Annotated in this window: 21 protein-coding genes and 1 pseudogene; 14 read left to right on the top strand and 8 right to left on the bottom strand. The window is 49.3% G+C overall.

Annotation, left to right across the window (positions count from 1 at the left end; translation table 11 throughout):
- Positions 1–4: 4 nt before the first annotated feature.
- Positions 5–721, bottom strand: a complete 717-nt coding sequence (locus tag ACES2C_RS06195; protein WP_374166121.1) for a phosphoadenylyl-sulfate reductase — start codon at positions 719–721, stop codon at positions 5–7.
- A gap of 427 nt (positions 722–1,148) precedes the next feature.
- Between ACES2C_RS06195 and gltX the strand changes: the two genes are divergently transcribed.
- Entirely contained in the window at positions 1,149–2,666 is a 1,518-nt protein-coding gene (gene gltX / locus ACES2C_RS06190; protein ID WP_374166120.1) for a glutamate--tRNA ligase, read from the top strand.
- A gap of 245 nt (positions 2,667–2,911) precedes the next feature.
- Here gltX and ACES2C_RS06185 read toward each other — a convergent pair whose 3' ends face one another.
- The gene (locus tag ACES2C_RS06185) at positions 2,912–3,775 is read right to left on the bottom strand and encodes an aldose 1-epimerase family protein (RefSeq protein WP_374166119.1); all 864 of its coding nucleotides are present in this window, start codon (positions 3,773–3,775) and stop codon (positions 2,912–2,914) included.
- 228 nt (positions 3,776–4,003) lie between these two features.
- Between ACES2C_RS06185 and ACES2C_RS06180 the strand changes: the two genes are divergently transcribed.
- From ACES2C_RS06180 to ACES2C_RS06165, 4 genes are all read left to right on the top strand, one after another.
- Positions 4,004–4,630 carry an N-acetylmuramoyl-L-alanine amidase gene (locus ACES2C_RS06180; protein WP_374166118.1) on the top strand — a complete coding sequence of 209 codons (627 nt, stop codon included), beginning with the start codon at positions 4,004–4,006 and terminating at the stop codon, positions 4,628–4,630.
- The gene (locus tag ACES2C_RS06175) at positions 4,627–4,818 is read left to right on the top strand and encodes a hypothetical protein (protein ID WP_374166117.1); all 192 of its coding nucleotides are present in this window, start codon (positions 4,627–4,629) and stop codon (positions 4,816–4,818) included. Before ACES2C_RS06180 ends, ACES2C_RS06175 begins: the two co-directional genes overlap by 4 nt.
- Before the next feature lie 117 nt (positions 4,819–4,935).
- Complete coding sequence (locus tag ACES2C_RS06170) at positions 4,936–5,481, top strand: peroxiredoxin (RefSeq protein ID WP_374166116.1); 546 nt, start codon at positions 4,936–4,938, stop codon at positions 5,479–5,481.
- A 107-nt stretch (positions 5,482–5,588) separates the two neighbouring features.
- Positions 5,589–6,173: a carboxymuconolactone decarboxylase family protein gene (locus ACES2C_RS06165; RefSeq protein ID WP_374166115.1), complete on the top strand. Its 585-nt coding sequence runs from the start codon at positions 5,589–5,591 to the stop codon at positions 6,171–6,173.
- A gap of 247 nt (positions 6,174–6,420) precedes the next feature.
- Here the strand turns inward: ACES2C_RS06165 and ACES2C_RS06160 are convergent, their stop codons facing one another.
- From ACES2C_RS06160 to ACES2C_RS06145, 4 genes are read right to left on the bottom strand one after another with little or no spacing between them, the layout of a single operon-like run.
- A complete protein-coding gene (locus ACES2C_RS06160) occupies positions 6,421–7,968 on the bottom strand; it encodes a DHA2 family efflux MFS transporter permease subunit (RefSeq protein ID WP_374166114.1) in 1,548 nt (515 codons plus the stop codon).
- Between the two features lie 5 nt (positions 7,969–7,973).
- The gene (locus tag ACES2C_RS06155) at positions 7,974–9,017 is read right to left on the bottom strand and encodes an HlyD family secretion protein (RefSeq protein WP_374166113.1); all 1,044 of its coding nucleotides are present in this window, start codon (positions 9,015–9,017) and stop codon (positions 7,974–7,976) included.
- Positions 9,018–9,036: 19 nt separating this feature from the next.
- Positions 9,037–10,401: a TolC family protein gene (locus ACES2C_RS06150; protein WP_374166112.1), complete on the bottom strand. Its 1,365-nt coding sequence runs from the start codon at positions 10,399–10,401 to the stop codon at positions 9,037–9,039.
- Positions 10,402–10,445: 44 nt separating this feature from the next.
- Positions 10,446–11,060, bottom strand: coding sequence for a TetR/AcrR family transcriptional regulator (locus tag ACES2C_RS06145; RefSeq protein WP_374166111.1), 615 nt, complete (start codon positions 11,058–11,060; stop codon positions 10,446–10,448).
- Positions 11,061–11,169: 109 nt separating this feature from the next.
- Here ACES2C_RS06145 and ACES2C_RS06140 point away from each other — a divergent pair, with 109 nt between their 5' ends.
- Positions 11,170–11,352: a hypothetical protein gene (locus ACES2C_RS06140; RefSeq protein ID WP_374166110.1), complete on the top strand. Its 183-nt coding sequence runs from the start codon at positions 11,170–11,172 to the stop codon at positions 11,350–11,352.
- A gap of 128 nt (positions 11,353–11,480) precedes the next feature.
- Here ACES2C_RS06140 and cphA read toward each other — a convergent pair whose 3' ends face one another.
- A complete protein-coding gene (gene cphA, locus ACES2C_RS06135) occupies positions 11,481–14,099 on the bottom strand; it encodes a cyanophycin synthetase (protein ID WP_374166109.1) in 2,619 nt (872 codons plus the stop codon).
- Positions 14,100–14,471: 372 nt separating this feature from the next.
- On the opposite strand from cphA, the gene ACES2C_RS06130 reads away from it, so the two are divergent.
- The 6 genes from ACES2C_RS06130 (at position 14,472) to ACES2C_RS06105 (ending at position 22,524) form a co-directional block, all read left to right on the top strand.
- Positions 14,472–15,380 carry a cyanophycinase gene (locus ACES2C_RS06130; RefSeq protein ID WP_374166108.1) on the top strand — a complete coding sequence of 303 codons (909 nt, stop codon included), beginning with the start codon at positions 14,472–14,474 and terminating at the stop codon, positions 15,378–15,380.
- Positions 15,381–16,274, top strand: a complete 894-nt coding sequence (locus ACES2C_RS06125; protein WP_374166107.1) for an isoaspartyl peptidase/L-asparaginase — start codon at positions 15,381–15,383, stop codon at positions 16,272–16,274.
- Positions 16,275–16,358: 84 nt separating this feature from the next.
- Entirely contained in the window at positions 16,359–17,441 is a 1,083-nt protein-coding gene (locus tag ACES2C_RS06120) for a tetratricopeptide repeat protein (protein ID WP_374166106.1), read from the top strand.
- Positions 17,442–17,595: 154 nt separating this feature from the next.
- Positions 17,596–19,743, top strand: a complete 2,148-nt coding sequence (locus ACES2C_RS06115; RefSeq protein ID WP_374166105.1) for a carboxy terminal-processing peptidase — start codon at positions 17,596–17,598, stop codon at positions 19,741–19,743.
- Between the two features lie 88 nt (positions 19,744–19,831).
- A complete protein-coding gene (locus ACES2C_RS06110; protein ID WP_374166104.1) occupies positions 19,832–20,908 on the top strand; it encodes a ligase-associated DNA damage response exonuclease in 1,077 nt (358 codons plus the stop codon).
- Positions 20,905–22,524, top strand: coding sequence for an ATP-dependent DNA ligase (locus ACES2C_RS06105; protein ID WP_374166103.1), 1,620 nt, complete (start codon positions 20,905–20,907; stop codon positions 22,522–22,524). The genes ACES2C_RS06110 and ACES2C_RS06105 overlap by 4 nt, the downstream gene beginning before the upstream one ends.
- On the opposite strand, the gene ACES2C_RS06100 is transcribed toward ACES2C_RS06105, so the two are convergent.
- Positions 22,521–23,141 (bottom strand): GNAT family N-acetyltransferase, encoded by a 621-nt coding sequence (locus ACES2C_RS06100; RefSeq protein ID WP_374166102.1) that lies wholly within the window; start codon positions 23,139–23,141, stop codon positions 22,521–22,523. The two genes, ACES2C_RS06105 and ACES2C_RS06100, sit on opposite strands and share 4 nt — an antisense overlap.
- Here ACES2C_RS06100 and ACES2C_RS06095 point away from each other — a divergent pair.
- Positions 23,140–24,728, top strand: a pseudogene (locus ACES2C_RS06095) (DEAD/DEAH box helicase); the annotation flags it as partial. The gene ACES2C_RS06100 and the pseudogene ACES2C_RS06095 overlap by 2 nt on opposite strands.
- A gap of 36 nt (positions 24,729–24,764) precedes the next feature.
- A complete protein-coding gene (locus ACES2C_RS06090; protein ID WP_374166918.1) occupies positions 24,765–25,610 on the top strand; it encodes a hypothetical protein in 846 nt (281 codons plus the stop codon).
- Positions 25,611–25,617: the final 7 nt, after the last annotated feature.

The raw sequence follows: 25,617 nt of genomic DNA, 5'->3' as shown, positions 1-25,617 counted from the left end.
GTGTTTATGAATGAGCGTGCAGACCGCACTCTTTGCTTGATTTGTCTTCCCACCACCATCTTCCGGCGCGGAAGTCCTCTCCGGGGTTGACGGCTCTTGTGCAGCAGGCGCATCCGATGCTGACAAATCCCTTGTCGTGAAGCGTGTTATAGGGAATGCCGTTTTCGTTGATGACCGCCCGCACCTGATCGGTGGACCAGTGGAGCAGGGGATGGTACTTCAATATTTGGTTGGTCTCGTCCCATTCGAGCTGCGGCAGGTTGCCGCGGTCGGGAGAATGTTCTGCTCGCAAGCCCGTGATCCAAAGCGTATTCCCTGCCAGGGCACGCTGAAGAGGCTCGACCTTGCGGATATAGCAGCAGCCTTTTCTGTTTTCAACAGATTCATAAAAAGCATTGGGGCCTTTCTCTGTAACGAAGCGCTCAATCACTTCCTGATTAGGATAGAACGCCTCTATGTGGGTGCCATATTGTTCATTGGTCCGGCTCCACACGTAATAAGTCTCGCCAAAGAGGCGGCCGGTATCCAGGGTGAAGATCCTGATGGGGAGGTTTTGAGAAAGGATCATATGGGAGATCACCTGATCCTCCCAGCTAAAGCTGGTAGAAAAGACGATACCGCCCTCAAATTCTCTCGCAAGCAGAGCCAGCGCCTCTTCGGCAGAAAGTCCTGCCAGCGCAGATAGTAACTCTTCTTGTCTGTTTTTAACAGTTTCAATCATTTTATTCTCTGTATCCGATCCTGTACAATAATAATGATTATTTATATGCTGTACAGATATTTCACAAATGTAAAGTCTATAGACGAAGTAGACAAATGTACACAGAATAAGGGATTTAGCGAGAGGGAATCTGAAAAAAGTGGAAGTGCGGCACTTCTCGCGTGGATGGTCGTTTTTATGACGTGAGGGCTTTCGATAGCAGGACGTTCATTAAGGGGAGATATTAGGGAAGGGATGCAATCGGTGGCGGCAGGGGCAGCACTAATAGAACCTGCATCCGGCCCTGGTGGTGGCGGGCAAGAGCTGGATGATGCTTCCTGCAGCACGGTGACCGGGAGACCTGTCCTGGGTTCAGTGTAAATACAAAAGGCGGCGGCTCTTATCTGAAGGAACCGTATCTTTGCGTTTTCAAATAATTCATCGAGATATGCAGGATAATGTTCGGGTACGTTTTGCTCCAAGTCCAACAGGGGGACTTCACCTGGGAGGCGTGCGTACCGTTTTGTTTAATTATCTATTTGCCCGTCAGAACGGGGGCAAGTTTATTTTACGTATTGAAGATACTGATCAGACCCGTTATGTACCGGGTGCTGAAGAATATATTCAGGACTGCCTGAAATGGTGCGGAATAGTGCCGGATGAGGGACCTGAGCAAGGAGGCCCATACGGGCCGTACCGCCAGAGCGAGCGGAAAGCGATGTATCGGGATTATGCGGAGCGTCTGGTACATGATGGGTATGCATATTATGCATTTGATACTCCCGAAGAGCTTGACCAGAAACGAAAAGAGGTACCGAACTTTCAGTATGGACATGCCTTTCGGAAGGAGATGCGCAATTCGCTTTCTTTGCCGCATGAGGAGGTGAGGCAGTTGATTGAAAGCGGCACTCCCTACGTGATCCGGATACGGATGCCTGAAGATGAAACAGTGACGTTCACGGACCTCATCAGGGGAGAAGTGAGCTTCCAAACCTCTCAGTCGGACGATAAGGTGCTGCTGAAGGCCGACGGAATGCCCACCTATCATCTGGCAGTAGTAGTGGACGACTATCTGATGAAAATCACGCATGCTTTCCGGGGGGAAGAATGGCTGCCCTCTGCTCCCGTTCATCTGTTGCTTTGGAAGTACCTGGGATGGGAAGAGGAGATGCCGCGCTGGGCTCACCTGCCGTTGATCCTCAAGCCCGACGGGAATGGCAAGCTTAGTAAAAGAGATGGCGCGCGCCTGGGCTTCCCGGTTTATGCTATGAACTGGACTGATCCTGCCAGCGGCGAGCTCACCCCTGGTTTCCGTGAGATTGGCTTCCTGCCGGAAGCCTTCATCAATATGCTGGCCATGCTTGGCTGGAACGATGGGACCGATCAGGAGATCTTTAGTGTGGATGAGCTGGTAGGTCGTTTTTCGCTTGGAAGGGTGAATAAAGCGGGAGCAAAATTTGATTACGAAAAGGCCAAATGGTTCAATACCGAGTGGATCAAGAAGCTGGAAGGGCCGAAGCTTACGCAGCTAGTCGCGATCGAACTCAGAAAGGCTGGCGTAGAAGTAAGCGATGATCAGCAGCTGTCAACCGTGATCGAACTGGTAAAGGACCGTTGCCATCTGCTTCCCGACTTCGTTGCACAGTCAGCCTATTTCTTCCGTGCGCCCGATACCTACGATCTTGGTGCAGTAAAACCGAAATGGACTGATGCGAAGGAGGAGTTTTTTAAAGCTTTTTCCGGGCTGCTGCTGAGCAATAAAGGCCTGTCGGCACAGGAGCTGGAGGAAAAGTTCAAGGAGATGACGCAGGAGCGGGGCTTCAAGATTGGCGACGTAATGCTTCCTTACCGAATTATGCTGGTGGGAGGAAAGTTCGGGCCGGCAGTGTTCGATATTACGCGGCTAATTGGAGAAGATGAAGCAGTGAGCCGGATAAATAAAGCGCTAGAGGCGATCAAGTCTTAAAAGCTGATAAAGGAGTTAAAAAAAGCGCGGGTTCAGTGATTTGAAGCCCGCGCTTTTTCTTGAAAGTGTATTTGTTTTATTGAGATAATTAAATGCTTTTTAAAGGATTGCTGACAGCTGATAGCCGATAGCTGACAGCCAATTGCTTATTGGGAAAAAGTGCAACACGCCAGGAAGGAACAGACTGAAAAAGAGTTAGTCCCGAACGGCAGGGACTAACTCTTTTCTGCGTATTGACAAATTCCTTAAAAAGCTTCAATGGTAAGGCTCTTGCTCCATTTTTCCAGTGGAGGAAGCTCAATGATGCCTTCTTTGTGTTCGAGCTTCTTGTCATGAGTAGCTGAGTCGGGGATTCCGCACCAGGGCTCTATACAAACGAAAGGAGCATCTTTAGCTGCCCAGATGCCCATATACGGGAATCCTGCGAAATGGTAGTGAAGACCGTGAGGCGTTTTGTCACTTCTGATGCTGATTGTTTCAGATTTCAGATCCTTGAAAATTACGGCGTCGTCATAGAACAGATCGTGTTTCAGCGGAAGCTTATCCTGATTCTGGAAGTAGGGTACCGGCTCAACAAGGATGTTGCCATCAAGTGTCCAGCGCAGACTGTTTTCTGCTTTTTCAAATTGCAGATAATAGTCGGTATACCCGGTGTTTTCTACCAGAGGCACTTTAAATGCAGGATGGGCACCTAAGGAGAAGAACATCTGCGAAACGGTCGGGTTCTTTACTTCGTAAGTTTGAGTAATGGAGTTTCCTTCCAGGCGGTAAATATGTCTTAATTCGAAATGGAAGGGATAGCTTTTCAATGTTTCATCATTGCTTTTCAGCAGGAACGTAGCAGTGGTAGCGGTGCTTTCCTCTACTTCGAAGTCCATGTCTCTGGCAAATCCGTGTTTGATGAGCGAATACTCCTGACCTTCGTAAATAAAGCTGTCGTCTTTTAAGCCTCCTACTATAGGAAACAGAACGGGAGTATGGCGTGGCCAGTGGGTCGGGTCACCGTTCCAGATGTATTCCAGGTTCAGCTCCTTGTTGAATAGACTATGCAACTCGCCGCCCTTCGTGCCTATGGTTGCAGTAAACCTTTCGTTCTCTAAAGTAATCATATTGTGTCGTTTATTATAAAAGGATATTTTTATCTAAGTCCATTTGTTGATCGGGACTATTAATTTTTCTTTTAAAGATCCCAATGAAATCACGTCGCCAAGCTATAAGGTCGTAAACAACCTTCAGGAGACGTCCATTCCCGCCCGACCAGCACCGGTCATCAACGTTTCTTGCGGTTCTGCTTTCAAGAATAGCAAATTTAAACGTATTTAGCAGTTTAAATTATCATGAAAAGATTCATAGTTCCCATCTTCCTTCTCGCTGCCGTACTGCCATCGTGTTCACCTCACCCATACAAGGCAACGAACAAGCTTTACAAAAAGCAGGCGAAGGAGCTGACACAGTCTCTCACTGACATTCCGCCGGTCGAGGCGTTTTCGAGCAAAGTGCCGCCGTATGCTGTTGGTACTGTCAACTTCAATCTGAGAAAACCTAATTATGTCATTATCCATCATACGGCTCAGAATTCCTGCGAGCAGACGCTGAAAACCTTTACTCTTAAGCGTACCCAGGTTAGCGCTCATTATGTCATTTGTAAGGACGGGACGGTGCATCACATGCTTAACGACTATCTCAGAGCGTGGCATGGCGGAGTTGCAAAATGGGGCAGTTTAACTGACATCAATTCGGCCTCTATCGGAATAGAGCTCGACAATAATGGAAATGAGCCGTTTCCCGACCAGCAAATTAATAGTCTTATCACTCTGCTCGGCGCTTTGAAGAAAAATTACGGAATACCTGCCGCTAACTTTATCGGACATGCCGACATCGCACCAAGAAGGAAACCCGATCCGAATGCATTTTTCCCTGGCGCAAGCTCGCCGAAAAGGGCTTTGGCTACTGGCCTGACATGATCGTGGAGACCGTGCCGCCCGGCTTTAATACTATTCAGGCCCTCCGCATCATCGGATATGATACCCGCGATTCCATTTCTGCTATAAAAGCCTTCAAGCTTCATTTTATTCAAAATGACCTTCGGCCTGTTATGACGCAGTCGGATAAGGGGGTTCTTAATGATCTATTAAAGAAATACTTAAAATAATCTCATAGATATTGTCTATAGGCTATTGATAAAGAGTATTGAGAATCAGGGCAAAAAGGTTGGTAGTAAAAGCCTGCCCGGGTATCTTTGCGGCAGATTTAAAAATATTATTTAGTTATGATAACAATCGGTCAAAAGTTCCCGGCTTTCGAGAAAAAAGCAGTTGTAAGCAGAGAAAAAGGTAAAGAGTTTGAAACTATTTCTTCTGATTATCTTGTTAACGAAGATAATGTATGGACTGTAATGTTTTGGTGGCCAAAGGACTTCACATTTGTATGTCCCACTGAGATTGCTGAGTTTAACAAGTCGTTTGGTGAATTCCGCGACAGAGACGCACGCCTTATTGGTGCTTCAACCGATTCTGAGTTCGTTCACCTTGCATGGAGGAATAACCACGAGGATCTTCGCGATCTGAAGTTCCCGATGCTGGCCGATACATCCAAGTCTCTTGCAGAAGACCTGGGAATCCTCGAGCCTACTGAGAAGATTGCCTACCGTGCTACTTTTATTATAGATCCTCAGGGAATTGTACGCTGGGTATCTGTAAACGATCTAAACGTTGGTCGTAATGTAAAGGAAGTATTGCGCGTACTTGACGGACTGCAAACAGACGAGCTTTGTCCATGTAACTGGGAAAAAGGTCAGGAAACTATCCAGGCGTAAGAGATAAGCTAGTAGTCAGTGTGAACAGAGTCAGAAAGACGATGGCTCTGTTCACAACTGAAATCCCCTTCTGAAGGGGATTTTTTTAACCATTTTATCAATATATCATGAGTGAATCAACCGAAGTAATAAAAGAATTATTAGAAAGTATTGGAGTAGATGGCGCTTACCGTAACGATAGCCTGAATTTGCTGGAGAAGGGCGAGTCGCGTTACTTAAGGGACCTGAAAGTTAACTTTACCAGTACCCTTACATCCGAGCATTTAAGTGCGAAAGAAATCGCTTTGTTAGGGACTAGCATCGCGGTCAACAACATTAATAAGCCGCTGACTGATTTCTACACACGCTATGCGGAGGAGAACGGTGCGACAGCCGAGGAGATTGCGGAAGCGGCAGCCTGTGCTTCTCTTCTGTCATCCAACAACATTTTTTATCGCTTCCGTCACTTCACGCAGAAAGAGAAATACGGCCAGATCCCGGCACGTATCAGAATGCAGATCATGATGAAGCCGGTAACCGGCAAAGAATTCTTTGAATTGATGAGTCTGGCCGTGTCAGCGGTGAATGGGTGCGAAATGTGTGTCAACGCGCACGAGGATTCGCTGATCAAGATGGGCACGCGTGAAGAACGGATATTCGACGCAGTGCGGATAGCCTCTCTCGTTACAGCTACAGGCAAAATCGTCTACTAGCATCAAAATAGTGACGGAAAAGTAATTCTCGTCACTATTTGAAAAAAGCAAATCAAAATATTTATGATTAAAAAAACTTTTGTACTTTAGCTATAAGGTTAACCGCCCCGTAGTTGAAGCTAGTTCCCGGCGCTTATTATCGGATGGTAATAGCAGCTATGGAGGCAAAGGTTTTTAATTGTAATTGGGATACCGTCGTATGATACACTCATACGACGGTTTTTTTTTACCTGCTTTAGGCCCGGCATTAGTGTGCGTCTGCCGGCATCTGAACATTTTTCTTGAATTTCTGCAAGTAGATCAGCGGGATGGAGCAAAGCAGCACAAATCCTACGGCCCAGTAAGCTTCGGTATAAGTGAGCAGCATGGTCTGTTTGACCACGGTCCCTTCTATTGCTTTCATCGCCACGTGCTGAGCGTCCAGCTCGTTATAGCCCTTTGCCATAAAGTTATGAACCATTGCGTTAAAGCGGCTCACATAAGCAGGATTGTAATTGTTGATGTTTTCGATCAGCACGCTTCTGTGATCACTTTGTCTCACGTGGATAAAGGTTGTGATGGCTGCGATACCAAATGAGCCTCCGAGCTGACGCATCATGTTATTAAGTCCTGTACCCTGGCCCAACTCATTTCCGCGCAGGTCCTGGATGGCCAGGGTGGTCAGTGGTACGAAAAGAAGCGACATGCCCAGCCCGCGTATCACTAAGGGCCAGAAGAAGTCGTCGGTCCCTGATGCGAGTGATGATTCACTCAGCATGTGCGAGAACACAAAGAAGAGAATTAGTCCGGCTGTAGCCATAAACTGAGCAGGAACTCCTTTCTTCAGCATGATCCCCACAAAGGGCATCATTGCAATGGTCACAAGTCCTCCAGGAAAGAGGATTTCCCCTGTCTGCTGTGCGGTAAAGCCGAGCAATGACTGGCAGAACACCGGGAATACAAACATAGAACCGTAAAGCCCCAGTCCAAGAATAAAAGAGGTGAACATACCAATAGAAAAGCTGCGGTGCCTCATGATCTTAAAATTAACGATGGGGTGGTCTGTGGTCATTTCCCGCCAGATAAATAATAGAGTTCCCAGTACTGCTGCAATGGAAAGCACAATAATATATCCTGTAGCGAACCAGTCCTCACTTTCTCCTTTCTCAAGTACAGTTTGCAAGCTACCCACTGCAATTGCGAGAAGGAGGATACCCCACCAGTCCACCGGCATGTTCTTGCCGGTCCTTTCAGTAGGCCTCACAAAGACGTAGGTGCAGTAAGCGGCAATGATACCGACGGGAATGTTCACATAAAAGATCCAGGGCCATGAGAAATGGTCGGTTATATATCCTCCGATAGTTGGTCCTACAGTTGGTCCTACAACGGCTCCTAAGCCAAAGAGCGCCGTTGCGATACCCACTTCCTCGGGGGGCCAGGTTTCAAGCAGGATGGCCTGTGCGTTAGAGATCAATCCCCCGCCCGCCAGACCCTGAAGGATCCTGAATATAACCAGTTCGCCAAGGCCGGTTGCGTTACCACAAAGAAATGATGCGAGCGTAAAGATGATGATTGAGGTGAGAAAGTAGTTTTTCCTGCCGAACCGGTTTCCCAGCCACCCCGACATGGGAAGGATGATGACGTTTGCAACGCCGTACCCGGTTGACAGCCAGGCAACGTCCTCCAATGTGGCACCCAGGTTTCCCTGGATTTGCGGAATAGACACGTTCACAATTGTTGTGTCTATCAGTTCCAGAAGTGCGGCGGTAATCACCGTAATGGTAATTACCCACTTCTTTAATCCTTTTTCAGCCATTAGTCTTATTTCGTGATCACAGAAACCTTCACACTCATTCCCGGGCGAAGTCTCTGCATAGTTTCTTTATTTGCGTTGATTTTGATCTTGACCGGCACTCTCTGTACTACCTTCACAAAGTTTCCGGTAGCGTTATCCGGGGGAAGCAGAGAGAACTTGGCTCCTGTAGCGGGCGAGAAGTTGTATACCTGTCCTTCAACCTTCTCATCCGGAAAAGCGTCTACTTCAACGTTCACCTTTTGTCCCGACTTTAAATCCTCAAGCTGGGTTTCCTTAAAGTTAGCCGTGATGTACAAGCTATTATCATTTACAACGGAGAACAAGGTCTGACCAGGCTGAACCAGCTGGCCCTTTTGGATGCTTTTCTTCGATACAATACCGGAGGCGGGAGCTACGATCTGAGTGTAGGAGAGCTGAAGCTTAGCAAAGTCCACATCTGCCTGGCGCTGATCGACGCCTGTATTCGTTACCTGAAGCTGTGATCTGGTGGTTCCTACCTGTCCTTCAGCGGAGCGGTATTGGTCCAGAGCCGCCTGATAGGCTGCCTGAGCGGCGTCCCTTTCGGCCTTAGCCTGATCGAACTGCTGTTGGGTAATGGCGCCTTCCTTGATCAGGTTTGCATACCGGGTGTAATCCTGGTTGGCTCTCCATAATTTCACGCGGGCCGCTTCTGCATTTGAGCGGGCAGTAGAAGAGCTGGCCGCAGTAGTGCCGATCTGGGCACGTGACACACCAATGCTCGCCTGAGCACCGCGCTGGGCGGCAAGTGCCTGTTCAAGCTTCAGCCGGTAATCCCGCTCGTCGAGCTTCACAAGGACCTGACCAGCATTTACGTGCTGGTTGTCTTCAAAAAAGATCGAATCAACGTATCCTCCTACACGGGCTACTACAGGACTGATATCGCCATCAATCTGGGCGTCGTCAGTATCCACGTGATTCTGGTAATAAAGGTACTCTCTCACACCAAAAATACCCCCTATGATGATGATCGCTCCAAGTATAATAGGAATGACCTTGTTAGACTTCTTTTTCTTTTGATTGTGTTCCATTATCTTATATGCGTTATTGTTATTTGATTTTTCCTGTTGCTTTTAATAAAGTGTACCATGCAAGCCCTGCGTCTGCCCGGGCAAGTTCAAGGTTGATCTGTGACTGGAATAGCTGTGTTTGGGCATCTATTCTGTCGGTGACTGAAGCGATATTATTCCGGTATTTTGATTCCAGAATGCGATCGTTTTCTTCGGCTTGCTGAATCGAGTTCTCCAGGATCTTGATTCTTTCTACTGAGCGGTTGAAGTTCTGGAAGTCTTGATTCACTTCCGTTTTGATGTTGTCGACGTTAATGTCTCTTGATGTCTCAGCCTCTCTTTTCTGGACCTGTGCTTCAGACACCTTGTTCTTGTTTGTCCAAAGGCGGTCAATGTTCCAGGATAAAGCTGCCCCAACGGAGACGGGAGCCAGGAAGGTGTTGGCTTTGGGGACGAGCTTGCTGGTGGGATTGATGTAGTACATAGATCCCGTAGCGGCAAGCGTTGGAAGAAGATCAGCTTTGGTCGATTTAATAGTGGTTTCGGCCAGCCGGGTTCTCAGTTCTGCCTGCTTTATTTCCTCTCTGTTACTAAGAGCGGTGTCAATCAGGCTGCCGAGAATAGCGGGCTGTGCATTCGGAAGTCCGAACTCTCTGATCTGAAGCTGGGTGGTTTCGGGCAAGCCCAGAAGGATGTCGAGATTGTAGTTGACAATCCGTCCGTTTGTTTCCAGGTCTACCCCCGTAAGCTGGATGTTGTTTTTTTGAAGCTGGAACCTCAACACGTCGTTTTTGGTGACGAGCCCCTGGCTAAAGAACTGCTGGGCCTGTTTCAGCTGCTGCTCTACTGCCTGCAGGTTTTGTTCTACAACCTTTCGGCTCTGCTGAACCTTGTAGAGGTTATAGCATGCGTTAATGATGTCATAAGCGATCTCCTCCTGCTGTTTATCCGCGTCAAGCCGGGCTATCCTGGTTAAGAGATCAGTTGATTCACGTGCGTATTTCAGCTTGTTACCTGCAAATATAACCTCCTGCAGAGAGAGGGTTCCGATGAACGCGTCAGCTTTTGAAGGAAGGTTCAGCGGTTCATTCCCTCCGGGCATTTCAAATTTGTCGCTTAGAAACGTCGCGTGGCTGTATGCATAGCTCGCGCTCGCTTTGGGGAGCGCCTCGTCTTTTGCCTGATTGAACCGGCTCACAGCCTCTTCTATTTTGGCCTGAGATAGTTTGAGGTACTTGCTGTTTTGTATGCCCAGGTTTACCGCCTCTTCTACCGAAATAGTTCGGGCTGTCTGGGCAGAGACCTCAAGAGTGCCCAGTGTTAATAATGTCAGGAGTGCCCTTTGCAATCCTCTGCTTGTCGGCTTAAAGACAAGCCTCTTCATTTTTATATATATGTGGTCCATGATTCAACTTGATAAAACCGGCCCCATCGGACCGCGCAGTTTTGTTATTTCTTCAAATAAGATTCCAGTAACCCGTACAGATGCTTCTTTAGTCTTGGCTTTATGTCGCTGTTTAACACTTCGGGGTCTGTGAGGTCTTTTCCCAGCATGACAGAAGCAAGGCTTGGCAGATTGATAAGGTAGTATTTCGTTCCAAAAAGGGTCGAAATAGTAAGATCGATGTCCACATCTCTGAAGCTGCCGTTTTCAATGCCGTCTTTCAGGATCCTGCGGATCTCGTTTATGTTTTGGAGCATATAGGCAACAATAAAGCTTTCCATGCCCGACCGCTGTTGCAGCGAGAGCTCATGTTGCATCAGCCTTTGAAAGCAGCTTTGCGCGCTGACACGGTCAACATATAACTCCACATACTTTTTCAGTTTGTCCCAGGAAGAAATGTTCTCTTCATTCAACATCGTAAGGGTTTGGTGAAAGCCCTTGAACTTCCGTTCGAACACCGCCTTATAAAGACCTTCCTTCGAGCCGAAATAGTAGTTGAGCATCGCCATGTTAACCCCCGCCTCGCTTGCGATGGCGCGCGTGGATGTGCCGTCATAGCCGTTTTCAGAAAAAAGCCTCTCCGCTGTTTCTAGTATGCTTTCTTTTCTGTCTTCTTTCATCGGGGTACAAAGTTAATCAATCGATTGATTAATTCCTTTATTTTTCTAACAATAGCTGGCAAATGACGTTTTAATGATTATTGGCGTATTTTTGATAAATTTTTGAAAAATGGAACAGTTTAATAAAGACAAACAGCCTGAAGGACTCTACTTTATTCTGGCTGCGATTTGCGGAGTGCTGACTGCATTAGTGGTGACAGGCTCAATATTGTGGGCGGTGCTAGGCGCAATCCTCGGGCTCCTTTCAGCAGGGTTCTATTTGAACGTGCTGGTTAAAGGAAGGCATCATTAAAAAAATAAAGCGTCACGCATGGTGCGTGACGCTTCAACCTAAACCTTATCACAATTAAACCAAATATCAATTGGTTCTGAATAATAAACGCCGCCGCTTGTCAAATGTTTTACTGAACTTAAAAAACTTCAATGGACGGCCACCGAATCCTGATGCCGTTTTACCGTTTCATAAGCATTGTTAATAGCGTCGCTTATGATAGTGATTAACTCGCCGGGTTTAACCTTGCTAATAATGTGCTCCCAGGCGGTTTTGCTTTCGCCAATGATCGTGCAGGGCAGCCCGGGCTTGATCTCCTTTACTCCCTCCTGCAAGAGCCCTACAAGCTCATTGTAGTCGCGCCCGCGAAGGTGTTTTTCCTGACAGATTATAATTTCGTCAAACATTGAGGCAGCAAGACGGCCTATCTCGCGGATGTCATCGTCCCGCCGGTCGCCTGTGCCCGCAATTACCCCCGTGCGGAAAGTAGCGTCGCTGTGGTCGATAAACTCCCGAAGCCCCTTCAATCCATCCGGATTGTGAGCATAGTCGACCAGTATCCGGTAATCGCGAAAGTCAAATACATTCATTCGTCCGGGAGTGTGAGCCGGTGATGGCACAAAAGTTTCAAGAGAGGCACGGATATCTTCAATTTTAAAGCCCCAGAGAAATGCGGCGAGACTGGCGGCCATCGCGTTCTGGATCATGAAGGTAACGGTGCCGTTAAAAGTGATCGGGATGTGGCTGATCTTGGCCAGCCGGATCTTCCAGGTTCCCTTTTTGACCGTCAAAAAGCCTTCGTCGTTAAATGCTGCCACTCCACCGCGGCCGCAATGCTCTTCTACCACGGGGTTATGTTCGGATATGCTGAAATAGGCAACATTACAGTGTGTTGTTTCCCTTCCAATTGCGGCGCAGTATTCATTGTCGGCATTAAGTACCGCCCATCCATCTTGTTTGACCGCTTCTATGAGCACCCGTTTGACCCGGGTAAGGTCATCAAGAGTGTGAATATCAGATATACCGAGATGATCCTCCTGAATATTGGTCAGGATGCCGATATCGCAGCGGCTGAAGCCGAGGCCGGCACGCAGGATCCCTCCGCGCGCAGTTTCAAGCACCGCAAATTCTACTGTCGGATCTTTTAAAACAAAAGCAGCACTGGCAGGGCCTGTTGTGTCGCCCTCTATCATAAGGGAATTTTGTATGTAGATCCCGTCAGATGTTGTATATCCTACCCGGTAGCCATTGTTCTTGATGATATGTGCAATTAGACGCGTAGTGGTGGTTTTGCCATTTGTTCCGGTAACGGCGATGATCGGAATTCTTGCTGATTTTCCCGGAGGGTACAGCATGTCGAGCACGGGGCCGGCTACGTTTCGCGGTTGGCCTTCACTTGGAGCCAGGTGCATACGAAAACCTGGTGCAGCGTTCACTTCCAGAACAACACCTCCGGTTTCATTAAGGGGCTGCGACAGATTTTCGGCCATGATGTCAATGCCGCAAATGTCGAGTCCCACTACCCGGGCAATGCGTTCGCACACGAATACGTTATGCGGATGGACCATGTCCGTTACATCCACAGACGTCCCCCCGGTGCTAAGATTGGCGGTGGATTTGAGAAAGACAGTCTCACCGGCAGGGGGAACCGATTCTAAGCTATAACCCGCCTTTTTAAGTGTTTCGTGGGTGTCGCGGTCTACAGAGATCTCGGTAAGCACGTTTTCATGACCATACCCTCGCCGCGGATCGCGGTTTTCTATCTCAATCAATTCAGCGACATTATGCCTGCCGTCTCCCACTACGTTAGCAGGGGTACGACGAGCAGCAGCAACCATTTTGTTATTGATCACCAGGATGCGGAAATCGAAGCCGGTAATGAACCGTTCAACAATCACTCTCTGGGAGTATTTCTGCGCGTGGTGCAGGGCTTCCCGCGCGTCTTCAAGGCTTCTCACGTTAATGGAAGCCCCTTTTCCATGATTGCCGTTGAGTGGTTTAAATACGAGGGGAAACCCGATCTTGCGTACAGCGTCTTCCAGCTGTGACTCCCCGGATATCGTCAAACCTTCTGCTACAGGGATAGCCTGTTCCTTCAAGATCCTTTTTGTCTCTTCTTTATCACCCGCGATATCAACGGCGATACTGCTCGTATTGTCGGTGAGCGTCGCCCTGAACCGCACCTGGTTTTTACCGTAGCCCAGCTGCACAAAGGAGCCCGAGTTAAGCCGGATATAGGGAATGTCGCGGCGCACCGCTTCATCCACGATAGACCCGGTACTGGGGCCGATACGTTCATTGTCCCTCATTTCTCTCATCCTGGCCAGGTCCTCCGTCAGGTCGTATTCTTTCCCTTCAATAAGGTCCTCCGCAATCCCCACCGCCGCCTTTGCTGCGTAGATCCCTACGCTTTCTTCCAGGTAAGCAAATACTACGTTGTATACCCCTTCGGTTTTTGTGCTCCTGGTACGCCCAAAGCCCACTTCCATTCCGGCAAGGGTCTGAATTTCGAGTGCAATGTGTTCAATGATATGCCCCATCCAGGTGCCCTCTTCTACTCGTTCAAAAAAGCCGCCCTCGTGGCCTTTGGAGCACCGGTGGGTGTACATAGAAGGCAACAGCTTTTCCAAACGCTCCTTAAAACCGGGTATTTCATTGCTCGGCTTATATTCTAACTCCTCCAGATCGAGCCGCATCTGTATGAGTTTCTCTCGCCTGATCGACCATATATTGGGGCCTCTCAGAACCTGGATACTTTCAATTTTCATGGTGTTTCAGTTGGTTTTAGTAAAGTCTATTTGTTTTTACAGAGAGATGGGGAAGGCCGCGCCATAGCTGCCCGCGATCGTTCCGCTCATCAAGGGTTTTATATAAGGGTTTTGGGAAAGTGTCAGCGCGAAAATCAAGCCAGCCTCAGTGCCTCGTTTCCTTTTACAAACAGTGTTTTGATGGCGCATCTTGTTTTGCTATTTTGAAGGTAACTATCAGGTCTGAAAACTTTTGGTTCTATTTAACCAAGCACGCCGCACAAAAGTTTTGAAGAACGGTCCATTTTGTTGCTTCAGTTCCCCCAGTGTGAAAAGATCAAACCATTTTGAAAAATATAGGTAAGTTTGAAGATACACGTGTAATCTACAGCTATGCAGCCAAAAGGGAAACTTGTTATTATTGGAGGTGCGGTCGATTTGGGAAGCTCTTTAAGCTATAACGAGAACATCAGCCATCCCCACTACGTCAAATTTTTCGAACGGGGAATATTGAAGCGAATGATCACCGAGTCAGCCAAAGGGCACGAGTCCGTGGTTGAAGTTGTTACTACCGCTTCTAAAATCCCCGAAATCGTTGGCGCCGAATACATCAAGTCGTTCAGTCAGCTGCAGGTTAACCATGTCAGCGTGCTCGATATCCGTTCGCGCGAAGAAGCGTCTCAACCCGAGGTTCTCAGCCGGATCAGGAAGGCCGACGTGGTGATGTTTTCGGGCGGCGATCAGCTCCGTCTCAGTTCTATTTTTGGTGGTACCGAGTTTCTGAGGATTCTGAAAGAACGATATCAGACTGAGCCCTTCCTGATAGCCGGTACCTCCGCAGGAGCTGCTGCTGCCTCGGCAAACATGATCTACCGGGGGAACAGCAGTGAAGCACTAATCAAGGGTGAGGTGCAAATGACAGGAGGCCTCGGCTTTATTGATGATGTCATCATTGACACTCATTTCGTGCAGAGGGGACGTATAGGGCGGCTGTTCTACGCAGTGGCCAGCAACCCGGGAATGCTGGGCATCGGCCTCGGAGAAGATGCCGGTCTCCTGATCACCCAGGGCTACTTTATGGAGGCCATCGGATCAGGCCTAACAATTCTTGTAGACGGACGTTATATCAATGAAACCAGTATATACGACGTGGAAATAGGTTCGCCTGTATCTATCGATAACCTGAGAGTGCATGTGATGTCGATCTTCGACCGGTACAACTTACATCGGCACGAATTGGTAATCAACAAGGCAATCAAAGTGGAAGGCGACATCTACCTTAGAGCGAAAGACGAAGACTAAATGGAACCAAAAATTATTATACACGGCGGCTTTTTTAGCGAGTCTTCGGGTACCGAGGAAATTAAGAAAGCCAAACAAAAGGCGCTGACCGGGATTATTGAGAAAGCTCACCAGTATTTACTTTCGCATTCTGCAATTGAATCAGTGGCCTATGCGGTTTCCCTTTTGGAAGACTGTGATCTCTTCAACGCCGGCATTGGGTCGCAGATACAAAGCGACGGCAAGATCAGATTGAGCGCGTCCCTGATGGATGGCGAAAGGCAAACATTCTCAGGGGTCATCAATATCGAAGAGGTGAAAAATCCCGTCTATGTTGCTCAAAAGCTCCTGGATTTTGAAGACAAGGTTTTAAGCGGCGCTGAAGCGCAGGACTTTGCCCGGAAGATGGGGTTTGGATACTTCAATCCTGAAACGCGACAGCGCAAAGAGGAATACATCCAAAAGCTTGAAGAATCAGTTCGAAAAGGAACGGTCGGCTGTGTAGCAATTGACCGGGAGGGGCGGCTCGCTGCAGCTACCTCTACCGGAGGAAAAGGCTTCGAGATGCCAGGCCGTGTAAGCGATTCTGCTACCGTTGCCGGCAATTTCGCCAATGGCCATGCCGCCGTATCGTGCACTGGAGTAGGGGAAGACATCGTCAATGTGGCGCTTGCCGCCAAGATCGTGACACGGGTGACTGACGGCCTCCCGCTCAGGGATGCCTGTGAACGATCGATGAGCGAGCTGAAAGCGATTGATGGCTTTGCCGGTGTAATTGGTATATCTGCAAGCGGAGAAGTGTATCATACCGATTCTCATCCTTATATGGTATGGGCTTGTTTTGACCAGAAACCGGATGTTTTTCCAATAAGCCGTACCGGTAAAATGTGGTTGCAAACATTCATTGGCGACTAAAGTTTTCGTGCCCGCGAAATAAATGTAACTCAACATCAGTTATATACGTATATTTACCAACGTTTATCTGTTGAGTGAAGAAACATGAGGGTTAAAAGAATTTTAAGTGCAGCAGCGTTATTTCTGCTGGCTGGTGTGAACAGTTTTGCTAGTAATCCAGATTCCGTATCGGCGGCAGCAAGGATCAGGTCCGTAAAAATCGGCCCGGTATTTTTTGATGCCCGTACGGTCGATTCTGCGCAAGTAAGGAGATTGCTGGTAAGAGAGCGACTGCAAAAAAAGAATAAGGAGGTCCAGGAACTGGCGAAATATCAAAGCTCTCTGCTTCTGAACAAACTCCTGAATGAAACCGAAACATCCGACATCCCCGACGAAAAGGTTATCAGTACACTCGGACTTGTGCTCGAGGAATATGAAAGAACGAACGACCTTAAAAACAAATCTCTTATTCTGAATACCTATGGAGTATATTACGGTAAAAGGGGAGATACCGAAAAAGCAATTACGTATTTTAACGAAGCTTATGCCCTGAAGGAGCGACTGAAGGACAAGGCAGGAATGGCAAAAGCGGCCGAAAACCTCGTTGCGCTTTATAAGAACGCTGGCAATAATGAAAAGGCAGCGCTTTTTGGGCAGAATCTGATCAACCTCAATATGGCGTCGAACAAGATTCCACAAGCAGCGGAAGGCTACCTTAGCCTGGCAGAAACCAGGCTGCTGCAGAACAAGTATGCAGAAGCAGAATACTGCATACTGAAAAAAGCACTGCCGATGTTTACCCGGACAGGAAATAAGCCGGGCCGTTTAAGGTCATTTCAGCAGCTGGCTAAAATATATTATACGCAGAAGCGCTACTCAGAGGCAAAATGGTTCTATGTTCAGGGACACGCGCTGGCTACACGCCTGGATAACCGGGAAGCCCTGGTGTCGTGCCTGATTCATCTGGCGGAAGTGAAAAATGCGCTGGGAGAGCCGGAGATGGCCATCGATGACTATCGGAAGGCAGAGGTTCTGGCTGTACAAAACAACATGCCGGTAAAGCTGATCGAAATTAAGGCAGAGCTTGGAGAAGTGTACAGCCAACTGGGCAATTATCCTGCAGCCGGCTCTGCGCTCGACGAATACAGCCGCCTCCGCGAGAGTCTGATGAAAAGCGTAACCTTGTAGTTTACTTTCTGGTAAATGTAATTTTTCTACTTTAAAAGTAACATTTTATACTATTTTTGATCTTGATAAGTTAAAGAGGCAGAGTACACACTGCCTCTTTCTTTTTATACTGCAGAGTGGTATAGAATTAGCAGAGAAGAGTAGATATAAGAAAATGGATTTTAAATCTTTCAAGGAAATGCTTAAACGAATATTTCTGGCTTTGTTTATAGTAGCTGTAGTGGCCTGCAAAGCGAAACCAAGGGCCGAGTCTGCTGTAGACAGCACCCATAACTTACAGCCAGATGAAAAGCAGGGGCTGGTAGCAGCCCAGCTGGTTAAGATCATCGAAACAGCCAATTACAAAAAGGTAAAACTAAACGACTCAATTTCATCAGTCATTTTTGATCGCTATCTCAAGCAGCTCGATGAAGGCAAGAATTATCTTTTAGCTTCGGATGTATCCGATTTTGAAAAGTATCGCACCACGCTTGACGATGACCTGCGCAATGGCGATCTGACGGCCATGTTCCGGATGTTTAATACGCTCCAGAAAAGGTACGAAGAGCGGTTAAGCTATTCGCTCTCCCAGATCAATAACAAGTTCGATTTTACCACTAATGAGACTTATACATACAATCGCGAAAAACTCCCCTGGTTTAAATCTGCCGACGAGGCAAACAAGGAGTGGATCAAGAGGGTAAAGTACGATCTGCTCAACCTTCGCCTTTCAGGCTCTGACGAGGCAAAGAACGTGACCACCCTCAAGCAACGCTATGAGAACCTGCTTTCCCAGGCTAAGAAGCTCAATAATCAGGATGCTTTCCAGGCCATGATGGACGCCTTTACCGAATCAATAGACCCTCATACAAACTACTTTAATCCCGAAAACGCTCAGCGCTTTAACGAAGATATGGCCCGTACCTTTGAAGGGATCGGAGCCAGCCTGCAGCTCGAGAATGAGGTGGTAAAGATTGCCGGGATCATCCCTGGCGGGCCTGCCTTTAAGTCGAAGAAGCTAAACGTGAATGACAAGATCATCGCGGTAGCGCAAGGCGAAGACGGAGAGTTTGTTGACGTGAGAGGATGGAGGCTCGACAACACCGTCCAGAAAATCAAAGGTCCACGTGGAACCACAGTAAGACTAAAAATAATTCCTGCAGGCCAGGAGCTTTCGGCCACACCGAAGATCGTATCGCTGGTGCGTGAAAAAGTGGTGATGGAAGAACAGTCGGCTAAGAAGAAGATAAAGAGCATTACTTCGGGCGGCAAAACGTACCGGATTGGTGTAATTGAAGTTCCGGCGTTCTATGTCGACTTCAAAGCCTATCAGGCAGGTGATCCGAACTATAAGAGCACCACACGCGACGTTAAGCTCATTATTGATACGCTTAATAGAGATAAGGTTGATGGCATTGTAATGGATTTGCGTACAAACGGAGGCGGCTCGCTGATGGAAGCAATTGAGCTTACCGGCTTGTTTATTAAGACCGGGCCCGTTGTACAAGTGCGAGACGCAAGGCAAACAGAGATACAGGAGGATGACGACCCGACAATCGCATGGACTGGTCCTCTTGGAGTGATGGTAGACCGGTTTAGCGCTTCTGCATCAGAGATTTTTGCTGCTGCCATTCAGGATTACAACCGCGGCATCATCATGGGTACTCAAACCTACGGAAAAGGAACGGTGCAGTCGGCGCTTGACATGAGTCGTTTTATCAGCACGCTTGACGAGTTCATCAACAAGATCAAGGGCTCAGACAAGAACGGTTCTGCAACCCAGCTTCCAAAATTCGGACAGATCAACCTGACCATGGCGAAGTTCTACCGGGTGAACGGAAGCAGTACCCAGCACAAAGGCGTCATGCCCGATATTCAGTTCCCGATGGTTTTTTCAGCATCCAAATATGGTGAAAGCTCAGAGCCTTCCGCTCTTCCGTTCGACATCATAAAGCCTGCCCGTTATACTCCGGTCGCAAATCTTTCAGCGATTAAGTCGCAGCTGACCAAACAACACGAGCAGCGAATGAAGACGTCGCCCGAGTACAAGTTCCTGCTTGAAGACATTGAATTGTTCAGGAAGCGCGAAGCGGAGACAACTGTAACGCTCAATGAGGCGCAGCTCAAGAAAGAGCGTGAAGAACAGGAAGCTCGTACACTGGCCCGCGACAACCAAAGACGTGCTCTTCAGGGCCTTCCGCCGCTCAAGAAGGGCGAAGTAAAGCCTAAAGAGGAAAACGACTTTGTTCAGGACGAGAGCCTGAAGACAATGGCTGATTTTATTCGGGCAAACCAGGCCGGTCAGTTTAGTGTAGTATACTAGAACAGATAAACAAATACAGCGGAAGCCGGACCTGAAGTCCGGCTTTTGTGTTTTAAAACCATCGTCTTTCCTTTCCTGTTAGTACCTTATGGCAAAGCCTTTACTCCAGTTCAACGACAGAGGGATCTACTGTGAAGCAGGCGGCTTCTATATAGACCCGTGGAAGCCTGTAGATTATGCTGTCATTACACATGCCCATTCTGATCACGCAAGGTGGGGGCATGGCCAGTACCTCGCCCATCGTCTGGCGAGAGGCGTCTTGAACTACAGGCTCGGGCCGATTAGTCTGCAAACTATGGACTACGGCGAGAGTGTTACGCGAAACGGAGTCAGGATATCGTTCTATCCTGCAGGCCACATTATTGGCTCTGCTCAGGTGTGCGTAGAGTACCGGGGCGAGGTATGGGTAGTCTCCGGCGACTATAAGCTGGAAGATGATGGCGTGTCTGCGCCCTTCGAACCTGTGCACTGCCATACATTCATCTCAGAGTGTACCTTCGGAATGCCGGTTTATAAGTGGAAGGATCCAAAGGAGGTTCACGCGGACATTAACCAGTGGTGGAAGAAGAACGCCGAAGAGGGAAGGGCCTCTTTTATCGCCGGTTACTCCCTGGGGAAGGCCCAGCGCATTCTTCAGCATCTCGATCCCTCCATCGGGAAGATATTCCTCCACGGTGTAATTGCCAATACTAATGACGCTCTTCGCGGCGATGGGGTAGTGCTCGCGCCGGCGGAGCGGATCACACCTGCTACCTCCAGAGAGGAGATGAAGAAGGGCATTATCATCTGCCCGCCCTCAGCAGTGGGTTCTCCCTGGATGCGCAAAGTTCAGCCATTTTCCTTTGGCTACTGTTCTGGCTGGATGGCGCTGCGGGGCGCAAAGCGACGAATGGCCGCTGACCGCGGCTTCGTTCTTTCTGACCATGCTGACTGGCCGGGACTGATCAGGGCAATAGATGCCACAGGCTGCGAATGCGTATGCCTTACTCACGGCTATACCGCCTCTTTTGCCCGTTACCTGCGCGATAGAGGGTACAATGCACATGAAGCTCATACCTTCTATGGCGAGGAAGAAGAGAGTGTCGAAATTAAAGAGACGGGCATTTCAGGAAGTGACCTGCCTGCCGAAACTGCCGGTACTGCAGAGCAAGGAGGAGAAATATGAGAGATTTTGCACGCCTTTTTGCCGACCTCGATGAGACCAATAAAACAAATGAAAAGATCGGCATTCTGAAAAGCTATTTTATATCAGTTGCCGACGAAGACAAGATCCAAACGCTCGCTCTCTTCACCGGGCGGAAGCCTAAGCGGCAGATCAACTCGACCCAGATCAGGCAGTGGGCCATGGAGCTTGCCAATATTCCGCAATGGCTGTTCGAAGAAAGTTATCATGTAGTGGGAGACCTCGGTGAGACGATCGCTCTCTTATTGCCCGATCCTGTTGATACACAGGATAAGTCGTTGTCAGAATGGATTGCGGAAATTAATCAGTTGAGCGCTCTGACTGAAGATGAGCGCCGCTCCTGGCTGAAGGACTCCTGGATGTCGATGGGGCAGCAGGAGCGTTTCGTCTTTAATAAGATCCTGACAGGAAGTTTCCGGATAGGCGTATCACAAAGTCTTATCATAAAAGCACTTTCTGAGCTATCAGGCCTGGAGCCGGCTACGCTCACCCATCGCATCATGGGCCAGTGGGATCCGCTCGCTTTTAGCTTTTACGACCTGATGCAGGAACAGGATGCCTCCGACGATATATCCCGGCCTTACCCGTTTTGCCTTGCTTACCCCATTCAGGAAACATCTGACCAGGCGAAGTCAGCGGCTGAAATGGAGACAGCATTAGGGGATCCGGAAAGCTGGCAGGCAGAGTGGAAGTGGGATGGCATTCGGGCTCAGGCCATACATCGCGACGGCAAAGTGTTCATATGGACAAGAGGAGAGGAGCTGGCAACAGACAAGTTCCCTGAATTGCACCCTTTCCTGCAGGCTCTGCCCGCGGGAACAGTGCTCGACGGGGAGGCCATATGCTTTGCTGACGGCAGGCCGCTACCTTTCAATGTTCTGCAAACCCGTATTGGAAGGAAGAACCTGAGCCGGAAAGTGCTCACCGAAAGTCCTATGGCTTTTATCGCCTATGATTGTCTTGAGTTCGCCGGGGACGACATTCGTTCCATGCCCCTGCACCACAGGCGCTCAATATTGGAAGGCCTTCATGCCAGAAGCGAACATCAGGATGTCTTCCGGCTTTCTCCTATTGTTTCCTTTGCCAGCTGGCAGGAGCTCTACGACCTCAGGCTGCAGTCGCGGGATAACCAGGCGGAGGGCTTCATGTTAAAGAAAAAGACTTCCGTTTACCAGACAGGGAGAAAGCGGGGTGATTGGTGGAAGTGGAAGGTAGATCCCTTGTCGGTAGACGCTGTGATGATCTACGCGCAGAAAGGACATGGGAGACGTGCCGACCTTTATACCGATTATACCTTCGCCGTCTGGGACGGTGCATCCCTCGTGCCATTTGCCAAAGCCTATTCCGGTCTGACTGATGAGGAGATCAGGAAGGTAGACAACTTCGTAAAGCGGAATACAATGGAGAAGTTTGGCCCGGTCAGGACAGTAAAGCCGGAGCTTGTGTTTGAAATAGGCTTTGAGGGCATCAACAAGTCGTCCCGTCATAAATCCGGCGTGGCGCTTCGCTTTCCAAGGATCCTGCGCTGGCGGCATGACAAGAAGATCGAAGAGGCCGACACTATTGAGTCGTTGAAAGCGCTGCTTCCCGAAGACTAGAGGACTCCTGTATCGCGAACCAGATGTAAATACTCTTTCCCCGCAAAGTTGCGGACCCCTGCCTGTTCAAAACCCGTTTTTCTGTAAAGAGCAATAGCACCGGCGTTGTCCGGGGCCACAATCAGGCCTACTCGTCTGTGCCCTTCATCAACCGCTTTGCTGTACACGGCCTCAAGCAGGCGTCCAGCGATCCCTTTGCCTCTGAACAGGGGATCCACGCTGATCGTATCGATATAAAACTCTCCGGCCTCAGTCTCGTTGCTCATAATCATGGGGTGCTTCCGGGCGGCCAAATAGTCATCTACCGGTCTTCTCAGCTCCGGGAGCCGGCCGCCATCATAAGCGGTGACCGATCCCACAACTCTCCCTTCTGCCTGGCAGACGAGGGTATTACGGTAACTGTATTGTGTATCCGGCCGGCGGAACAAATCCTCAAGCAGCTTGCGTGCAACTTCAGGGTCATCGCTCCCGGTTATAAACAATGCAAGAGGCTTCATGGGTTCCAGAATAAGTTTTGAGACGAAAAAGCTATCTTTAGGCCCGGCCTGTCTGATGGTCATATAGAGAAAACCAATCTGCAGCACGCAATGTTTTTTGATCTTAACCGCTAATGGCATGACAGCAGGAGAACGTGTGATTTCCCAATGGTTTAAGCAGAGAGGCTGGAAGCAGTTCCCATTTCAGAAGGAAATGCAGGAGGCTTACCTTTCGGGCAGCTCAGGACTTCTCAACGCGCCAACAGGAAGTGGTAAGACCTTTGCGCTGTTCCTTCCTTTCTTAGCCGATTACATCAACCGTTACCCTTCCGGGTACCGGGTCAGGAAGGGCAATGGACTGCTCATGCTCTGGATCACGCCGCTCAGGGCTCTCACCAACGACATACGAAAAGCCATGCAGAGCGCGGTAGAAGACATGGGCCTGCCCTGGGTCATCGGAAGCCGCACAGGCGACACTCCCACTAAGGAGAAGGAGGCGCTGAAACGCAAGCAGCCCGAAGTGTTGCTCACCACGCCCGAAAGCCTGCACCTCATGCTGGCGCAAAAAGACTACCGGAAGGTCTTTGAAAACCTGCAGGTGGTAGTGGCGGATGAATGGCACGAGCTGCTCGGCACCAAGCGGGGAGTGCAGCTGGAGCTGGGCCTGTCGAGACTTAAAAGCATCAGCAGCAGGAATGATGAAGAAGGGCGTCAGCAGCTTCGCATCTGGGGGATCAGCGCAACCATTGGCAACCTCAGCCAGGCGGCCGAAGTGCTCCTCGGACACACCTTCCCGAGGGATCAGATCAGACTGGTGAGGGCTCAGCTCGATAAGAAGGTGGTCATTGAATCCGTCATCCCCGAAAACATCGAGAAGTTCTCCTGGGCCGGCCATTTAGGAATTAAGTTATTGCCGCAGGTGATGGAGATCGTAGCCAGCAGCAATACCACGCTTATTTTTACTAATACCCGTTCACAGTCTGAAATCTGGTATCAGGCCATCCTCGACAAATATCCCGAGTATGCGGGTGTGATGGCCATGCACCATGGCTCGCTCGATAACGAGCTGAGGAACTGGGTAGAGAACGCCCTTCACGCGGGTTTGCTGAAACTGGTGGTATGTACATCGAGTCTTGATTTAGGGGTCGACTTCAGACCGGTAGATACGGTGATACAGATTGGAAGCCCCAAGGGCGTCGCGCGCTTCATGCAACGGGCCGGGAGGAGCGGCCACCATCCCGGAGCAGTATCACGGGCCTGGTTCGTACCCACACACTCCCTCGAATTATTGGAAGGGGCGGCCATCAAGCAGGCAATGGCCGAAGAGATCTTTGAAACACGCGACCCTTTTCTGCTGGCGATGGATGTGCTCACCCAGTACCTCGTGACGCTCGCTGTTTCCGACGGTTTCCGTCCCGCAGAAGTCTGGCAGGAGTTAAAGACCACCTATGCCTATGCCGATCTGGAGGAGAAGGATTATTACCAGATCCTCGATTTTATCACCAAGGGGGAAAGACACTTTCGAAATACGATGAATACCTGAAGGTTGAGGTAGTTGAAGGAGTATATAAGGTCAACAGCCGGCGGGTAGCCATGCGGCACCGGCTCACAATGGGTACCATCGTCAGCGATGTAAGCATGCGCATCAAGTTCATCTCCGGAGGCTATCTGGGTACGATAGAGGAGGACTTTATTGCCCGTCTCAAGCCGGGAGACCTGTTCTGGTTTGCGGGACGAAGCCTGGAGCTGGTAAAGGTGAAGGAAATGACGGCCTATGTGAGGAAGTCGGCTAAAAGCAACGGCCGGATTCCAAGCTGGATGGGAGGCCGGATTCCGTTATCGTCTCAGCTCTCTGCCATGTTCCGGAAGAAGCTTGACGAGGTGGCGCGTCATCTCGAAAAAGATATCGAAGTGAGAACGCTCAGGCCTCTTTTTGATCTGCAGGCAGAGCTGTCACATCTGCCGCGTTCATCCGAACTTCTGATAGAGAAGTTCCGCTCTACCGATGGCTATCATCTTTTCTTTTATCCCTTTGAGGGCAGGCTGGTTCATGAAGGAATGGCATCTCTTTTCGCCTGGCGTATTGCCAGGATCAGGGATGCCAGCTATTCCATCGCGATGAACGACTATGGCTTCGAGTTGCTGACTGACGAAGACATCCCCCTTGAAGAGGCGTTAAATTCTGACCTTTTCACCGAGCGCAATCTCCTCGACGACATACAGCATAGCCTCAACGCCAATGAAATGGCAAGAAGGAAGTTCCGGGATATTGCCCATATTGCAGGCCTGGTCTTCACCGGCTTTCCCGGGAAGACCATGAAGAACCGTCACCTTCAGGCCTCTACATCTTTGCTGTTCGACGTCTTCGGTGAGTATGAGCCCGACAATGTGCTGGTCAGGCAGGCCTACCATGAGGCTTTGCAGTTTCAACTGGAGGAGTTCAGGCTCCGCGAGGCACTTCGCCGCCTGCAGCAGCTAAAGGTCGTCATCAGGGAATGTAACCGGCCCACTCCCTTTGCTTTTCCCATCATGGTTGATCATCTCCGCGAAAAGCTGTCGACCGAATCCCTGGAGGCGCGTGTAGCAAAAATGACGCTGAGCTATTCCTGAATGAAGT

The organism is Arcticibacter sp. MXS-1, assembly GCF_041902385.1.
Classification (GTDB): domain Bacteria; phylum Bacteroidota; class Bacteroidia; order Sphingobacteriales; family Sphingobacteriaceae; genus Arcticibacter.
This window is presented reverse-complemented; position numbering and strand designations above follow the sequence as displayed.

What these genes read in the sequence shown, in the direction of transcription:
- ACES2C_RS06195 (WP_374166121.1), bottom strand. Translation starts at nt 721, where the DNA reads ATGATTGAAACTGTTAAAAACAGACAAGAAGAGTTACTATCTGCGCTG.
- gltX (WP_374166120.1), top strand. Translation starts at nt 1,149, where the DNA reads ATGCAGGATAATGTTCGGGTACGTTTTGCTCCAAGTCCAACAGGGGGA.
- ACES2C_RS06185 (WP_374166119.1), bottom strand. Translation starts at nt 3,775, where the DNA reads ATGATTACTTTAGAGAACGAAAGGTTTACTGCAACCATAGGCACGAAG.
- ACES2C_RS06180 (WP_374166118.1), top strand. Translation starts at nt 4,004, where the DNA reads ATGAAAAGATTCATAGTTCCCATCTTCCTTCTCGCTGCCGTACTGCCA.
- ACES2C_RS06175 (WP_374166117.1), top strand. Translation starts at nt 4,627, where the DNA reads ATGATCGTGGAGACCGTGCCGCCCGGCTTTAATACTATTCAGGCCCTC.
- ACES2C_RS06170 (WP_374166116.1), top strand. Translation starts at nt 4,936, where the DNA reads ATGATAACAATCGGTCAAAAGTTCCCGGCTTTCGAGAAAAAAGCAGTT.
- ACES2C_RS06165 (WP_374166115.1), top strand. Translation starts at nt 5,589, where the DNA reads ATGAGTGAATCAACCGAAGTAATAAAAGAATTATTAGAAAGTATTGGA.
- ACES2C_RS06160 (WP_374166114.1), bottom strand. Translation starts at nt 7,968, where the DNA reads ATGGCTGAAAAAGGATTAAAGAAGTGGGTAATTACCATTACGGTGATT.
- ACES2C_RS06155 (WP_374166113.1), bottom strand. Translation starts at nt 9,017, where the DNA reads ATGGAACACAATCAAAAGAAAAAGAAGTCTAACAAGGTCATTCCTATT.
- ACES2C_RS06150 (WP_374166112.1), bottom strand. Translation starts at nt 10,401, where the DNA reads ATGGACCACATATATATAAAAATGAAGAGGCTTGTCTTTAAGCCGACA.
- ACES2C_RS06145 (WP_374166111.1), bottom strand. Translation starts at nt 11,060, where the DNA reads ATGAAAGAAGACAGAAAAGAAAGCATACTAGAAACAGCGGAGAGGCTT.
- ACES2C_RS06140 (WP_374166110.1), top strand. Translation starts at nt 11,170, where the DNA reads ATGGAACAGTTTAATAAAGACAAACAGCCTGAAGGACTCTACTTTATT.
- cphA (WP_374166109.1), bottom strand. Translation starts at nt 14,099, where the DNA reads ATGAAAATTGAAAGTATCCAGGTTCTGAGAGGCCCCAATATATGGTCG.
- ACES2C_RS06130 (WP_374166108.1), top strand. Translation starts at nt 14,472, where the DNA reads ATGCAGCCAAAAGGGAAACTTGTTATTATTGGAGGTGCGGTCGATTTG.
- ACES2C_RS06125 (WP_374166107.1), top strand. Translation starts at nt 15,381, where the DNA reads ATGGAACCAAAAATTATTATACACGGCGGCTTTTTTAGCGAGTCTTCG.
- ACES2C_RS06120 (WP_374166106.1), top strand. Translation starts at nt 16,359, where the DNA reads ATGAGGGTTAAAAGAATTTTAAGTGCAGCAGCGTTATTTCTGCTGGCT.
- ACES2C_RS06115 (WP_374166105.1), top strand. Translation starts at nt 17,596, where the DNA reads ATGGATTTTAAATCTTTCAAGGAAATGCTTAAACGAATATTTCTGGCT.
- ACES2C_RS06110 (WP_374166104.1), top strand. Translation starts at nt 19,832, where the DNA reads ATGGCAAAGCCTTTACTCCAGTTCAACGACAGAGGGATCTACTGTGAA.
- ACES2C_RS06105 (WP_374166103.1), top strand. Translation starts at nt 20,905, where the DNA reads ATGAGAGATTTTGCACGCCTTTTTGCCGACCTCGATGAGACCAATAAA.
- ACES2C_RS06100 (WP_374166102.1), bottom strand. Translation starts at nt 23,141, where the DNA reads ATGCCATTAGCGGTTAAGATCAAAAAACATTGCGTGCTGCAGATTGGT.
- ACES2C_RS06090 (WP_374166918.1), top strand. Translation starts at nt 24,765, where the DNA reads ATGACGGCCTATGTGAGGAAGTCGGCTAAAAGCAACGGCCGGATTCCA.